The sequence below is a fragment of the Sphingomonas adhaesiva genome (genome assembly GCF_002374855.1).
GTDB lineage: Bacteria > Pseudomonadota > Alphaproteobacteria > Sphingomonadales > Sphingomonadaceae > Sphingomonas > Sphingomonas adhaesiva.
This window is the reverse complement of record NZ_NWVC01000006.1, coordinates 20,160-33,827: the sequence shown is the minus strand read 5'-3', so window position 1 is coordinate 33,827 and position 13,668 is coordinate 20,160. Positions and strand designations below refer to the sequence as shown.

Below are 13,668 nucleotides of genomic sequence, written 5' to 3'. Positions count from 1 at the left end.
TCTGGGACGCCAGGATCAGCACGTCATTCTCCCGTCGCGCGCGGCGCCTGCCCGCGGCGTTCGTTGACCAGCGCGATGATCGCGGCGGCGGTTTCCTCGATCGAGCGGCGGGTGACGTCGATCATCGGCCAGCCATTGTCCGCGAACATCCGCCGCGCGAAGGCGATCTCACGCGCCACCGCATCCTGATCGACATAATCGGTCTCCGCCGCCTGGTTGAGCGACAGCAGCCGGTTGCGCCGCACCTGGATCAGCCGGTCGGCGCTGGTGGTCAGCCCGACGACCAGCGGGTTCTTCAGTTCGAACAGGAAGCGCGGCGGCGGGCTTTCGACGACGATCGGGATGTTCGCGGTCTTGAACCCGCGATTGGCGAGATAGATGGAGGTCGGCGTCTTCGACGAGCGGCTGACCCCGGCCAGCACGATGTCGGCCTCCTCCCAATCCTCGTGCGCGATGCCGTCGTCATGCGCGATCGTAAACTGGATCGCATCGACGCGCGCGAAATAGGCCGCGTCCAGCACGTGCTGGCGCCCCGGCCGCGCCTTCGCCTGCTGGCCGAGCAGCATCGACAGCGCGTCGTTGACGGGATCGAGCGGGGCGACCGTCGGCAGCCCCAGCGCGCGGCAGCGGTTTTCCAGCGCCGCGCGCGTTGCCGGGTTCACCAGCGTGAAGATGACGAGGCCGGGGTTCTGCGCAATTTCCTGAAGGATGCGGTCGAGGTGCATTTCGGTGCGCACCATCGGCCAGAAATGGCGCACCGTCTCGACATCGTCATATTGCGCGAGCGCGGCCTTGGCGATGTTCTCCAGCGTCTCGCCAGTCGAATCCGAGAGGAGGTGGAGGTGAAGCCGGACCATCAGCGGGTCAGCGGGGCCGATCTGTGGACAACATGGGGACAGGCGCTAGCGCAACTTCGCCGCGCGGCCAAGCGAGCGATCCGACCGTGGATGGATGCGATTCCATCCACAATCCCGTCCCCAGCCGCGCCATTCGTCCACAGCCTGTGGATAACGGGGATGATCGGCGCCGAATCCGCCGCTTCGCGAGGGCGACCCCCGCGTCAAGCTGTTGGCATTTCCGGGGCGAACGCATAAGCCCCGCAACTCACCCGCCATCATCATCAACAATCCCTTTAAGAATCTCTTAATAGGAAGAAGGAACGGTCGCCGATCGTGGACAAGCCGCTGCTCAGCGTCCTGAAGGGCCATCGCCAGGCCCGCCCCCCGATGTGGCTGATGCGCCAGGCGGGGCGGTACCTGCCGGAATATCGCGCACTGCGGGCGGACAAGGGCGGCTTCCTGGCGCTGGCCACCGATCCGGTGGCGGCAGCCGAGGTGACGATGCAGCCGATCCGCCGCTTCGGCTTCGACGGCGCAATCCTGTTCTCCGACATCCTGATGGTGCCATGGGCGCTGGGGCAGGACCTGTCGTTCGGGGCCGGCGAAGGGCCGCGGCTGGCGCCCGCGCTGGTCGACCATGCGCTCGCGACGCTGGCGGCGGTGCCGCAGCGGCTCGACCCGGTCTATGCCACGGTGCGCGGCGTCGCGGCGCAGTTGCCCGCGGACGTCACCTTCCTGGGGTTCGCCGGATCGCCGTGGACGGTCGCGACCTATATGGTCGCCGGGCAGGGCAGCCGCGACCAGGAGGTGACGCGCACGCTCGCCTATCGCGATCCCGCGGCGTTCGATGCGATCGTCGATGCGATCGTGGCGATGACGATCGACTATCTGGCGGGGCAGATCGCCGCGGGGGTGGAGGCGGTGCAGCTGTTCGACAGCTGGGCCGGCAGCCTGTCGCCCGAGCAGTTCGACCGCTGGGTGATCGCGCCCAACCGCCGCATCGTCGAGGGCCTGCGCGCGCGTTGCCCCGGCGTGCCGGTGATCGGCTTTCCGAAGGGTGCGGGGGGCAAGCTGCCCGCCTATGCCGCGGGGACGGGCGTGGACGCGATCGGGCTGGACGAGACGGTCGACCCCGCCTGGGCCGATGCCGTCCTGCCCACCGGGCTGCCGGTGCAGGGCAATCTCGATCCGCTCGCGCTGCTGGCGGGGGGCGAGGCGCTGGACCGCGGGATCGACCGCGTGCTGGCGGCGTTCCCGGAACGGCCGCACGTCTTCAATCTGGGCCACGGGATCGGGCAGCATACCCCGATCGCGCATGTCGAGCGCCTGGTGGCGCGGGTAAGGGGTGAATGATGGCCGGTTTCCTGGGCGCCACCTATGACTGGGTGAAGGCCGCGCATGTGATCTTCGTGATCTTCTGGATGGCGGGGCTGTTCATGCTGCCGCGCTACCTGGTCTATCATCAGGAAGGGCTGGGCGATCCGGCCGAGGAAGCGCGCTGGATCGACCGCGAGGCCAAGCTGCGGCGCATCATCCTGACCCCGGCGATGATCGTCGTCTGGGTGCTGGGCCTGGCGCTGGCGTTCAACGCGGGGATCGCGGACGGGGTGCCGGGGCTGGGGTGGCTGCATGCCAAGCTGGCGCTGGTGCTGCTGCTGTCGGCGTATCACGGCTGGGCGGTCGGCTATGCGAAGAAGCTGGCGCGCGGGCAGGCCACCGTCGCCAACCGCACGCTGCGGATGCTGAACGAGGTGCCGGCGATCGGTGCGGTGCTGATCGTCGTGCTGGTGATCGTGAAGCCGTTCTGATCGGCGCCTCGTTCGGACACGATGCGACCGACCAAGATGCTTGACTAAGAGGATCGCGAATCCTACGTCGCGCCCACGGCGCAGACGGGTCCCCGGCGCGTCGCCTCCTCTACAGCTTCGTTTCTCGAGCGTTCTCCATCGCCGGCCGAGCTTCCCCTGACACCCCGATCATATCGGACACCCCGTAGATGCATCTGAAAGACCTGAAGAAGAAGGCGCCGGCCGAGCTGGTGCAGCTGGCCGAGGAACTCGGTGTCGAGGGCGCCTCGACGCTGCGCAAGCAGGACCTGATGTTCGCCATCCTGAAGGTCCAGGCCGAGAACGGCGAGCAGATCATGGGCGAGGGCACGATCGAGGTGCTGCCCGACGGCTTCGGCTTCCTGCGGTCGGCGCAGGCGAACTATCTGGCCGGGCCGGACGACATCTATGTCAGCCCCAACCAGGTGCGCAAGCACGGGCTGCGCACCGGCGACACCGTCGAGGGCGAGATCCGCGGGCCGAAGGACGGCGAACGCTATTTCGCGCTGACCCGCCTCACCAGCGTGAATTTCGAGGACCCCGACCGGGTTCGCCACCGCGTCAACTTCGACAATCTGACGCCGCTCTACCCCGACGAGCGGCTGAAGATGGAAATCGAAGACCCCACCATCAAGGACAAGTCGGGCCGCGTGCTCGACGTCGTCGCCCCGATCGGCAAGGGCCAGCGCTGCCTGATCGTCGCCCCGCCGCGCGTCGGCAAGACGATCATGATGCAGAACATCGCCAAGGCGATCAGCGCGAACCACCCCGAGGTGTTCCTGATCGTGCTGCTGATCGACGAGCGGCCCGAGGAAGTCACCGACATGCAGCGCACGGTGAACGGCGAGGTGGTGTCGTCCACCTTCGACGAACCGGCGACGCGCCACGTCCAGGTCGCCGAAATGGTGATCGAAAAGGCCAAGCGCCTGGTCGAGCACAAGAAGGACGTGGTGATCCTGCTCGACAACATCACCCGCCTGGGCCGCGCGTACAACACCGTCGTGCCCTCGTCGGGCAAGGTGCTGACCGGCGGTGTCGACGCCAACGCGCTGCAACGGCCCAAGCGCTTCTTCGGCGCGGCGCGCAACATCGAGGAAGGCGGGTCGCTGACGATCATCTCGACCTCGCTGATCGACACCGGCAGCCGCATGGACGAGGTGATCTTCGAGGAGTTCAAGGGCACCGGCAACGCCGAGATCGTGTTGGACCGCAAGGTGGCGGACAAGCGCATCTTCCCGGCGATCGACGTGGGCAAGTCGGGCACCCGCAAGGAAGAGCTGCTGGTCGAGAAGGGCCAACTGTCCAAGATGTGGGTGCTGCGCCGCATCCTGATGCAGATGGGCACCGTCGACGCGATGGAATTCCTGCTGGGCAAGATGAAGGATTCGAAGACCAACGAGGATTTCTTCGATTCGATGAACCAGTAACCGCGCGTGGGTCCTGCCGCGTGGTGCGGCGGGACTCGTGCTGGCAGTCTTCCTTCCGCCACCCCGGCGAAGGCCGGGGTCCATGGTGCCGCACAAGCAACGGCTGGTGCGTTCGCGGAAACATGGATGCCGTAACAAGTCCGGCATGACGGACGGGATTTTATACAGGTCGGATGATGGGGCCATGGCAGGGCCGACCCCTCTTCATGACGATTTCCGCCCTCGGTCCCATGGCATTTCGCGCCCGGAACGTTATCCCGCCCGCATCATTGATGCCGTTCGCTACCGGGAGTGACCTTCTTGAGCCTCATCGCCATGATCGCGGCCGCCGCCGCCGCGCCCATCCAGGGGCCGGGATCGCTGGGCGACATCTGGCAGCATATCGTCGCCGACTTCTCCAACCTGTCCGATCCGGCCGCGCTGGCGGCGTTCGGATCGGTGCTGATGATCGACCTGGTCCTGGCGGGAGACAATGCGATCGTCGTCGGTGCGCTGGCGGCCGGTCTGCCGTCCGACCAGCGGCGCAAGGTGATCCTGATCGGCATCGGCGCGGCGCTGGTGCTGCGTATCCTGTTCGCGCTGATCGTCACGTGGCTGATGGGGATCGTCGGGCTGATCTTCGCCGGCGGGCTGTTGCTGCTGTGGGTCAGCTGGAAATTCTGGCGCGAGATTCGCGCCGGTGCGCACAACGAGGGATCGGCCGAGATCGCCGGCGACGAAGCGTCGGGGCTGAAGCCGGCGAAGAGCTTCGCCGCCGCCGCCTGGGCGGTCGCGGTGGCGGACGTGTCGATGAGCCTCGACAACGTGCTGGCGGTGGCCGGCGCGGCGCGCGAGCATCCCGGCATCCTGGTCATCGGCCTGCTGCTGTCGGTGGCGCTGATGGGGCTGGCGGCCAATTTCATCGCGCGGATCATCGATCGCTATCGCTGGATCGCCTATGTCGGCTTGGCGGTGATCGTCTTCGTCGCGTTCCGCATGATCTACGAAGGCTGGGTGGGGGCCGAGACGACGCCGGGGCTGGTCACGCTGTTCAGCTGACGCGCGGCACGGACATTCGCGGGTTCAGTGCGCGTTCAACGCCGTACCCGCATCAGGCGGGCCGGTAATTTTCGGAGACCGCATGTCGAAGTTCCTTCTGCCGCTGGCGGCGGCGACGGTGATCGTCGCCCCCGTCGCCACGGCGCAGACCAATCCCGATCTAGCCGCGGTGCAGCGGCATCTGTCCGGCGTCGAATCGATGACCGCCGCGTTCAGCCAGACCGATCGCAACAATCAGGTACTGACCGGCACGCTGACGCTGAAGAAGCCGGGCAAGATCCGCTTCCAGTATCAAAAGGGCGTGCCGCTGCTGATCGTCGGCGATGGCAAGGCGTTGACCTTCATCGATTATTCGGTGCGGCAGGTGCAACGCTGGCCAATCGGCAATTCGCCGCTGGGCGTGCTGCTCGACCCGAAACGCGACATCACGCGCTTTGCCAAGATCGTGCCGTCTAACGCGCCGGGGGTGGTGTCGGTCGAGGCGTACGACCCCAGCCGCCCGCAATATGGGCGGATCACCCTGGTGTTCGCGCGGCAGGCGAATGCGCCCGCCGGGTTGATGCTGCAGGGCTGGGTCGCGCTGGACAGCCAGGGTAACCGTACCACGATCCGGCTGACCGACCAGAAGTTCAACGTGCCCGTCGACGATGCGGCATTCCGCTGGACCGACCCGCGCCGGCAGGGGCGCGCCGGCTGAACGGATACTGCCAGTTCCGTTCATCGGGGCGACAGCTACGCTTACCTAAAAGCAATCTGCGGTCGCGGGGCCGTTTCGGGATTTTCCCCCTGTTGCCCGACCCCCGCTTCCCGCCTGCGTGACGAACGCCAGGTCGGCCCTCGCTCCTTGCCCCCGGAGCGAGGGCCTTTCCGTATCGGCTGCATGGCTTGTCGATGAACCGTCCCCGGTCTAACCACCGCGGCGTGAAGATCGTCTCCTGGAACATCAACTCGGTCCGCTTCCGCCTCGACATCGTCGAGCAGTTCCTGCGCGAGGCGCAGCCCGACGTGCTGTGCCTTCAGGAAACCAAGGTCGTCGACGCGGACTTCCCGATCGCGGCCTTCCATGCGCTGGGCTACGATCATGTCCTGCTGCACGGCCAGCGGATGCACCACGGCGTCGCGATCGTCAGCCGCGTGCCCGTGGAGGCCGACGACCGGCTCGACTGGCAGGCCAATCGCGAGGCGCGGCACCTGGGCGTGCGGTTGCCGGGCGGGGTGCGGCTGGAGAATGTCTACGTGCCCGCGGGCGGCGACGTGCCCGATCGCGACGTCAATCCGAAGTTCGGGCAGAAGCTGGACTTCGTCGAGCGGATGACGCGCTGGTCCGAAACGCTCGACTGCCCGACGATCCTGACCGGCGATTTCAACATCGCCCCGCTGCCCAGCGACGTGTGGAGCCACAAGGCGTTGCTGAAGGTCGTCAGCCACACCCCGGTCGAGGTCGAGGCGCTCGACCGGCTGAAGGCGTCGAACGACTGGGTCGACCTGGGGCGGCATTTCCACCCGGCGCCGGCGCGGCTGCACACCTGGTGGAGCTATCGTTCGCCCGACTGGACGAAGAACGATCGCGGGCGGCGGCTGGACCATATGTGGGCGACCGGCGACGTGGCGAAGAGCGCGACCGCGCATACGGTGTTCGAGGCGTGCCGCAGCTGGCTGAAACCGTCCGACCATGTGCCGATCATGACCGAGTTCGCGTGGTGAGCGACGCGCGCGCCACGGCCCGCGCGATCGACGCGATGCGGCGCGGCTGGCCGATCGCGATCGCCGCCCCGGGCGAACCGCCGGTGACGCTGCTGGCGATCGAGACCGCCGACGCCGGGCGGCTGGCGGCATTCGGCCGCGATTACGCGCTGCTGATCTCCAGCGGGCGGGCCGAGACGCTGAAGCTGACCAATCAGCGCGCCGCCGCCGACCCCGACCTGCCGGTGGTGATCGACCGCGCGCCGTGGTTCGACATGGCCACCGCGACCGCGCTGGCCGATCCGCAGCTGGATCTGGCCACGCCGCTCAAGGGGCCGTTCCGCACCATCGCGGTTGATCGCCCGCATGCGCTGGCGGCGGCGCTGCGGCTGGCGCGTGTCGCGGGGCTGCTGCCGGCGTTCTTCATTGATGGCGATGCGGCGCCGGATGTGACGGTCGATGTCGCCGATATCGACGCGCATGAGGATGCGGTGCGGTTGCAGATCGCGGTGCGCGCGCGCTTACCGGTGGCGCAGGCCGAGGATGCCGAGATCGTCGCCTTCCGCTCCCCCGAAAGCGCCGACGAACATGTCGCGCTGGTGATCGGGACGCCCGATGGCCGTGCGCCGCTGGTGCGGCTGCACAGCGAATGCCTGACCGGCGACGTGCTGGGCAGCCTGAAATGCGATTGCGGGCCGCAGCTGGATGCCGCGATCGCCGCGATCAAGGCGTCGGGTTGGGGTATCCTGTTGTATCTGCGGCAGGAAGGGCGCGGGATCGGGCTGGTCAACAAGCTGCGCGCCTATGCGTTGCAGGATCAGGGGTTCGACACGGTCGACGCCAATACGCGGCTGGGCTTCGCGATCGACGCGCGCGATTTCGGCGTGGCGGCCCGGATGCTGAAGCTGCTGGGGCAGGTGCGGGTGCGGCTGCTGACCAACAACCCCGCCAAGGTCGCCGGGCTGGAAGCGGCCGGCGTGGCGGTGGCGGAGCGGGTGCCGCATGCGCTGCCCGCCAATCCGCACAACGAACGCTATCTGGCGACCAAGCGCGACCGCACCGGGCACCAGCTGTAGCGCGTCACGCCAGCAGCGCGGCGACCTCGTCGAAATCGCGGGCGATCGCATGGACGCCGATCGCGCGGAGGCGGTCGGCATGGTCGGGCGCGCAATGCGATCCGGCGACCAGCCCGATGACGAACGCGCCGCTGGCGACCGCGCCGGTCGCGCCGACGGGCGAATCCTCGATGATCGCGCAGCGTTCGATCGGCACGCCGAGTTTGTCGGCGCCCAGGAAGTAGAGGTCGGGCGCGGGCTTGCCGTTGGCGACATGCTCGGTCCCGGAATACAGGTGGTCGCCGAACACGTCGGCGATGCCCAGATGCGCCAGATGCGTGGCGATCCAGTGCACGCGGCTGGACGAGACGACCGCGCGCGGCAGGCCGGCGGGGAGCGACCGGACGAAGCGTACCGCGCCGGCCACCTCCTCGATCCCCTCTACAAGGCAGCGTTCGTTTTCGACCACGCGGGCGTCGTGGAAATCGTCGGGGACGGGGCGGCCCAGGAAGCCTTCCATCTCGCGCAGGAAATCCGCGCCCGACCGGCCCATGAAGCGCGCCATCGATTCCTCGGCGCTGATCGGGTGGCCGATCGCGGTGAGATAGTCGGCGATATGGCGGTTGCCGCTCGCCTCGCTTTCGATCAGCACGCCGTCGAAATCGAACAGCAGCGCGGCGAAGCGGGAGCCGGTCACGCGCGCGCCCCGAACAGGGCGGAGCCGACGCGGATGTGCGTCGCGCCCAGCGTCACCGCGGTATCCAGATCGTCCGACATGCCCATGCTCAACCCCGTAACCCCTTCATCACGCCCGATTTTCGCCAGAAGCGCGAAATAGGGCGCGGCGTCCAACCCGGCGGGCGGAATCGCCATCAGCCCGGCGATCGGCAGCGCGGCGGCACGTGCCTCCGTCAGCAATGCCGGCACGTCGGCGATCGCGCAGCCGCCCTTCTGTTCCTCCATGCCGATATTGACCTGAAGGAAGCAGGCGGGGCGGCGGCCGGTCGCGTCCATCGCGCGCGCCAGTGCGGCGATCAGCGAGGGGCGATCGACGCTGTGGATCGCATCGGCGATCGCCACCGCGTCCGCGGCCTTGTTCGATTGCAGCTGGCCGATCAGGTGGAGCCGCGCGTTGGGAAATTCGGCGCGCAATTCCGGCCACTTGGCCTGCGCCTCCTGCACGCGGTTCTCACCGAAATCGTGCTGGCCGGCGGCCAGGAACGGGCGGATCGCGGGCGCGTCATGGGTTTTGGAGACGGCGATCAGCGTCACCTCGGCCGGGTCGCGGCGGGCGAGGCGCGCGGCGCGGGCGATACGGTCGCGGATCGCGGACAGGCGGTCGTCGGGGGTCATCGGGGGCGCTATACGGGCGGCGATGCGCCCCCGCCACCCCATCCCGACGCCGATCCCGACACGCTGGCTGATGACCGACGAACGGCTGGGCGAGGGGCTGTGGCAGGCGCTGGAGCGGTTGCCGCGCGGGGGCGGGGTGGTGTTCCGCCACTATCGCACCGCGGCGCGGGAGCGGCGCGCGCTGTTCGAACGGGCGGTGCGCGTGGCGCGGCGGCGGCATCTGACGGTGGTCGCGGCCGATTCGCGGGGGCTGCGCGGGGCGGACGGAACGCACCATCGCGTTGGATTCGGTATGGTGACGTGGCCGGTCCACGATGCGCGAGAGGCGGTGCGCGCGCGCCGCGCGGGCGCCGACGTGCTGTTCGTGTCGCCGCTGTTCGCCACCCGGTCGCATCCGGGCGCGCGCGCCAAAGGGCCGGTGCGCGCGCGGCTGGCGGCGGGGCGGGGGCCGGGGGTGCTGATCGCGCTGGGGGGAATGGACGAGCGGCGGTTCCGCCGCGTCAGGCCGCTGGGATTCGCGGGTTATGCCGCGATCGACGCGTGGGCGGCTGGCCCCGTGTCAGGTCAGAAGCGGAAGGCGGTGCCCACATAGACCGCCTGGCTGTCGCGGCGATCGTCGTCGAGGCGCGCGAGCCGGTCACGCTCGGTCTTGAGCCGCATCCCGGCGGTCAGGTCGATATTGCGGGTGAGCGCATAGCTGCCGCCGACATCGAGCGAATAGCTGCTGGACGGTTCGCTGACGATGCGGGCGGTGCCCGGCAGCGCGCGATCGGCACCGGCGCTGATCCGGCCGGTCCATTTGGTGCCCGAATAGCTGAGCGCGACGTCCCCGGCCTCGCGGCTGCCCGGTACGGGGCCGAGATCGACCTTGGCCAGGTCGCCCGACACCGCGAATCGCTTCCACCCGACGGCAACGCCGAGGTTGTAGGCGATCGGCGCCACGCCGACGGTCGGCGCGCTGGCGGCGTAGCGGGTCGAGTCGCGACCCGCCGTCGCGGAGCGCGCACGGACCGCGACGGTGACCGCGCGGTTGCCGTTGCGCGCCTCAGACGGGGTGAAATGGAAATCGCTGCCGTCCAGCCCGCCGCGGGCGAACAGCGCGGCCAGTTTCGGATCGGCGGCGGAGGGGGTGAAGGAGCCGGCGATACGCGGCGTCGTCACCGATTTGCGGGGCGCGCGGACGGTCGTGTCAGCCGCGCCGATCGCCGGCACGGCAGCGACCGCAGCGACCAGAGCGGCCGCGGTCATTCCGACAGCGATGTGGCGCGCATATGCCACGAATCGAACCCATCCCCTTTTGCCCCGGCGTCATATACCGGACGACATGAAGGCGGCGTAACAGGAATCGGTTCCTTGTCCATTACCGCCGGCACGCTTTTCGACAGGCTGTTGCATCATGTCCACAATGTGGCGTGCTTGCGGGGGGCGGGGGGCGCGGGTACTAGCGACAGGGATAGACCCGATTTCCTGAAGGACGATGCCGATGTTCCGCCCCTCGCGTACCGCGGTTGCGCTGTGTGCCGCTCTTGCCCTGGCCGCGTGTGGCGGCGGGCGCGGCGCCCGTCCGCAGGGCGATATCGCCGCGTCGAAGGTGACGACGATCGGCGTCAACAGCTACCTGTGGCGCGCGACGCTGGACACGCTGAGCTTCATGCCGTTGGTCCAGACCGATTCCAACGGCGGCGTCATCGTCACCGACTGGTACGTCAACCCGCAGCTGCCGACCGAGCGGATGAAGCTGACCGTGTCGATCCTGGACCAGGACCTGCGCGCAGACGCGGTGCGCGTCGCGGCGCTGCGCGAGATCAACCGCGGCGGCCAGTGGGTGGCCGCCCCGGTCGAGGCGGCGACGACGCAGAAGCTGGAAGACATCATCCTGACCCGTGCGCGCGACCTGCGCCGCGGCGCGATCACCGGCTGAGGCGGGCGACCACGCGACCATGGCATCCCGTTTCAACGCCCTGAAGGCGGACGCGCACTGGCAGCAGGTGTGGGACGAGGCGCGCACCTTCGCCGCCGACGACCACAGCGCCAAGCCCAAGACCTATGTGCTGGAGATGTTCCCCTATCCGTCGGGGAAGATCCACATGGGGCACGTGCGCAACTATACGATGGGCGACGTGCTGGCGCGGTATCGCCGGATGACCGGGCATGAGGTGTTGCACCCGATGGGCTGGGACGCCTTCGGCATGCCGGCCGAAAATGCCGCGATGGAAAAGAAGGTGCATCCCGGCACCTGGACCCGCGCCAATATCGCCACGATGAAGGCGCAGCTGAAGCGGCTGGGCTTCGCGCTGGACTGGACGCGCGAACTGGCGACGTGCGAGCCGGACTATTACGGCCACGAACAGGCGCTGTTCCTCAATTTCTATCGGTCGGGGCTGGTCTATCGCAAGGAATCAGCGGTCAACTGGGACCCGGTCGACATGACCGTGCTGGCCAACGAACAGGTGATCGACGGGCGCGGCTGGCGTTCCGGCGCGCTGGTCGAGAAGCGCAAGCTGAGCCAGTGGTTCCTGAAGATCACGCAATTCGCCGACGAGCTGCTCGACGGGCTGGGATCGCTGGAACATTGGCCGGACAAGGTGCGGCTGATGCAGGAAAACTGGATCGGCAAGAGCCAGGGGCTGCAATTCCGCTTCGCTTTGTCGGACGGCGGCAGCGTGGAGGTGTTCACGACGCGCCCCGACACGATGTTCGGCGCCAGCTTCGTCGCGGTCGCCGCCGATCACCCGATCGCGCAGGCGGTGGCGGCGGGCAACCCGGACGCGGCGGCGTTCATCGAACGGTGCAAGCAGGGCGGGACCACCGCGGCCGAGCTGGAGACGCAGGAGAAGCTGGGCTTCGACACCGGGCTGACCGCGACGCACCCGTTCGGCGCGGGCGAACTGCCGGTATATATCGCGAATTTCGTGCTGATGGATTACGGCACCGGCGCGGTGTTCGGCGTGCCCGCCCACGACCAGCGCGATTTCGACTTCGCCACCAAATATGCGCTGCCGATCCGGCGCGTGGTGTCGGACGGCGACAAGACCGACGCCGATTTCGCCGAGGCGGAGGCCTGGACCGGGCCGGGGACGCTGGTGAATTCGCACTTCCTGGACGGCATGGACGTCGAGGATGCCAAGCGCGCGGTGATCGCGCGGGCCGAGGATGGCGGCTGGGGCAAGGGCTCGACCGTCTATCGCCTGCGCGACTGGGGCGTCAGCCGCCAGCGTTACTGGGGCACGCCGATCCCGATCATCCACTGCCAGTCGTGCGGCGAGGTGGCGGTGCCGCGCGAGCAATTGCCGGTGACACTGCCCGAGGACGTCACCTTCGACGTGCCGGGCAATCCGCTGGACCGGCACCCGACGTGGAAGCACGTGGCGTGCCCGCAATGCGGCGGTGAGGCGCTGCGCGATACCGACACGCTCGACACGTTCGCCGATTCGTCGTGGTATTTCATCCGCTTCGCCAGCCAGCCGGACGACCGGCCGTTCGACCGTGCGGTCGCCGAAAGCTGGCTGCCGGTGGCGCAATATATCGGCGGGGTCGAACATGCGATCCTGCACCTGCTCTATGCACGCTTCTGGACCCGCGCGCTGCGGCATGTCGGGCTGATCGACCTGGCCGAGCCGTTCACCGGGCTGTTCACCCAAGGCATGGTGACGCACGAGACGTACAAGGCGGCCGACGGGCGCTGGCTGGCGCCTGAGGACGTGCGCGACGGCGTGGAGATCGCAGGCGGCGGGCCGGTGACGGTCGGCCGCGTCGAGAAGATGTCCAAGTCCAAGAAGAACACCGTCGATCCCGAGCCGATCGTCGATCAGTACGGTGCTGACGCGGTACGCTGGTTCATGCTGTCCGACAGCCCGCCCGAGCGCGACCTGGAATGGAGCGAGAACGGCATCGAGGGCGCGTGGCGCTTCGTCCAGCGGCTGTGGCGGCTGTTCGATGGCGAGGCGGCGGGCGATCAGGCGGCGACCGGCAGCGATGCCGCGCTGGACCGCAAGCTGCACCAGACGATCGCGGGCGTGGGTGCGGATATCGAGGCGCTGTCGTTCAACAAGGCGGTCGCCAAGCTCTATGAACTGACCAGCGCGATCGAAAAGGCCGCGCCGTCCGCATCGCGCGACACCGCGATCGCCACGCTGATGCGGCTGGTGGCGCCGATGGTGCCGCATATCGCCGAGGAAGCCTGGGCCGCGCGCGCGCAGGGCGGGTTGATCGCGGATGCCGCGTGGCCGGCAGTCGACCCCGCGATGCTGGTCGAGGATGAGGTGACGATCGCGATCCAGGTCAACGGCAAGCTGCGCGAGACGCTGACGCTGGCCAAGGGGCTGCCCAAGGACGAGGTGGAGGCCGCGGCGCTGGCGGTGGACAAGATCGTCCGCGCGCTGGACGGCAAGCCGCCGCGCAAGGTGATCGTGGTGCCCGATCGCCTGGTCAACGTGGTCCTGTGATG

At 68.4% G+C, this 13,668-nt stretch carries 14 protein-coding genes; 10 read left to right on the top strand and 4 right to left on the bottom strand.

The genetic code is table 11. The features are described 5' to 3' along the window. Positions 1-23 precede the first annotated feature (23 nt). Entirely contained in the window at positions 24-857 is an 834-nt protein-coding gene (locus COA07_RS12450; protein ID WP_066708394.1) for a pyruvate, water dikinase regulatory protein, read from the bottom strand. A 315-nt stretch (positions 858-1,172) separates the two neighbouring features. On the opposite strand from COA07_RS12450, the gene hemE reads away from it, so the two are divergent. From hemE to ribA, 7 genes are all read left to right on the top strand, one after another. After that, on the top strand, positions 1,173-2,192 hold the full coding sequence (hemE, locus tag COA07_RS12445) for a uroporphyrinogen decarboxylase (RefSeq protein ID WP_066708393.1): 1,020 nt from the start codon (positions 1,173-1,175) through the stop codon (positions 2,190-2,192). Next, on the top strand, positions 2,192-2,647 hold the full coding sequence (locus tag COA07_RS12440) for a CopD family protein (protein ID WP_066708392.1): 456 nt from the start codon (positions 2,192-2,194) through the stop codon (positions 2,645-2,647). Before hemE ends, COA07_RS12440 begins: the two co-directional genes overlap by 1 nt. Before the next feature lie 188 nt (positions 2,648-2,835). Further along, the gene (rho, locus tag COA07_RS12435; protein ID WP_066708391.1) at positions 2,836-4,092 is read left to right on the top strand and encodes a transcription termination factor Rho; all 1,257 of its coding nucleotides are present in this window, start codon (positions 2,836-2,838) and stop codon (positions 4,090-4,092) included. A 315-nt stretch (positions 4,093-4,407) separates the two neighbouring features. Then, the gene (locus tag COA07_RS12430) at positions 4,408-5,130 is read left to right on the top strand and encodes a TerC family protein (RefSeq protein WP_066708390.1); all 723 of its coding nucleotides are present in this window, start codon (positions 4,408-4,410) and stop codon (positions 5,128-5,130) included. An 82-nt stretch (positions 5,131-5,212) separates the two neighbouring features. After that, on the top strand, positions 5,213-5,827 hold the full coding sequence (locus COA07_RS12425) for a LolA family protein (protein WP_066708389.1): 615 nt from the start codon (positions 5,213-5,215) through the stop codon (positions 5,825-5,827). Between the two features lie 224 nt (positions 5,828-6,051). Further along, complete coding sequence (locus tag COA07_RS12420) at positions 6,052-6,834, top strand: exodeoxyribonuclease III (protein WP_066708388.1); 783 nt, start codon at positions 6,052-6,054, stop codon at positions 6,832-6,834. A 35-nt stretch (positions 6,835-6,869) separates the two neighbouring features. After that, entirely contained in the window at positions 6,870-7,889 is a 1,020-nt protein-coding gene (gene ribA / locus COA07_RS12415) for a GTP cyclohydrolase II (protein WP_066708442.1), read from the top strand. 4 nt (positions 7,890-7,893) lie between these two features. On the opposite strand, the gene COA07_RS12410 is transcribed toward ribA, so the two are convergent. Beyond that, a complete protein-coding gene (locus tag COA07_RS12410) occupies positions 7,894-8,565 on the bottom strand; it encodes an HAD family hydrolase (RefSeq protein WP_066708387.1) in 672 nt (223 codons plus the stop codon). After that, positions 8,562-9,221: a YggS family pyridoxal phosphate-dependent enzyme gene (locus COA07_RS12405; protein WP_066708386.1), complete on the bottom strand. Its 660-nt coding sequence runs from the start codon at positions 9,219-9,221 to the stop codon at positions 8,562-8,564. The genes COA07_RS12410 and COA07_RS12405 overlap by 4 nt, the downstream gene beginning before the upstream one ends. Positions 9,222-9,243: 22 nt before the next feature. Here COA07_RS12405 and COA07_RS12400 point away from each other — a divergent pair, with 22 nt between their 5' ends. Beyond that, positions 9,244-9,813, top strand: coding sequence for a thiamine phosphate synthase (locus tag COA07_RS12400; protein ID WP_066708383.1), 570 nt, complete (start codon positions 9,244-9,246; stop codon positions 9,811-9,813). Here the strand turns inward: COA07_RS12400 and COA07_RS12395 are convergent. Then, on the bottom strand, positions 9,786-10,469 hold the full coding sequence (locus tag COA07_RS12395) for a hypothetical protein (RefSeq protein WP_066708381.1): 684 nt from the start codon (positions 10,467-10,469) through the stop codon (positions 9,786-9,788). The two genes, COA07_RS12400 and COA07_RS12395, sit on opposite strands and share 28 nt — an antisense overlap. A gap of 235 nt (positions 10,470-10,704) precedes the next feature. On the opposite strand from COA07_RS12395, the gene COA07_RS12390 reads away from it, so the two are divergent. Together COA07_RS12390 and leuS are read left to right on the top strand one after the other, a co-directional pair. Beyond that, positions 10,705-11,142, top strand: a complete 438-nt coding sequence (locus tag COA07_RS12390) for a DUF3576 domain-containing protein (RefSeq protein WP_066708434.1) — start codon at positions 10,705-10,707, stop codon at positions 11,140-11,142. Between the two features lie 19 nt (positions 11,143-11,161). Next, positions 11,162-13,666 (top strand): leucine--tRNA ligase, encoded by a 2,505-nt coding sequence (gene leuS / locus COA07_RS12385; protein WP_066708430.1) that lies wholly within the window; start codon positions 11,162-11,164, stop codon positions 13,664-13,666. The last annotated feature ends 2 nt before the right edge of the window (positions 13,667-13,668 follow it).

Coding starts and splice junctions, on each gene's coding strand:
- ribA (WP_066708442.1), top strand. CDS start 6,870: ATGCGGCGCGGCTGGCCGATCGCGATCGCCGCCCCGGGCGAACCGCCG.
- COA07_RS12390 (WP_066708434.1), top strand. CDS start 10,705: ATGTTCCGCCCCTCGCGTACCGCGGTTGCGCTGTGTGCCGCTCTTGCC.
- COA07_RS12405 (WP_066708386.1), bottom strand. CDS start 9,221: ATGACCCCCGACGACCGCCTGTCCGCGATCCGCGACCGTATCGCCCGC.
- COA07_RS12425 (WP_066708389.1), top strand. CDS start 5,213: ATGTCGAAGTTCCTTCTGCCGCTGGCGGCGGCGACGGTGATCGTCGCC.
- leuS (WP_066708430.1), top strand. CDS start 11,162: ATGGCATCCCGTTTCAACGCCCTGAAGGCGGACGCGCACTGGCAGCAG.
- COA07_RS12400 (WP_066708383.1), top strand. CDS start 9,244: ATGCGCCCCCGCCACCCCATCCCGACGCCGATCCCGACACGCTGGCTG.
- COA07_RS12395 (WP_066708381.1), bottom strand. CDS start 10,469: ATGACCGCGGCCGCTCTGGTCGCTGCGGTCGCTGCCGTGCCGGCGATC.
- COA07_RS12430 (WP_066708390.1), top strand. CDS start 4,408: ATGATCGCGGCCGCCGCCGCCGCGCCCATCCAGGGGCCGGGATCGCTG.
- rho (WP_066708391.1), top strand. CDS start 2,836: ATGCATCTGAAAGACCTGAAGAAGAAGGCGCCGGCCGAGCTGGTGCAG.
- COA07_RS12440 (WP_066708392.1), top strand. CDS start 2,192: ATGGCCGGTTTCCTGGGCGCCACCTATGACTGGGTGAAGGCCGCGCAT.
- COA07_RS12450 (WP_066708394.1), bottom strand. CDS start 857: ATGGTCCGGCTTCACCTCCACCTCCTCTCGGATTCGACTGGCGAGACG.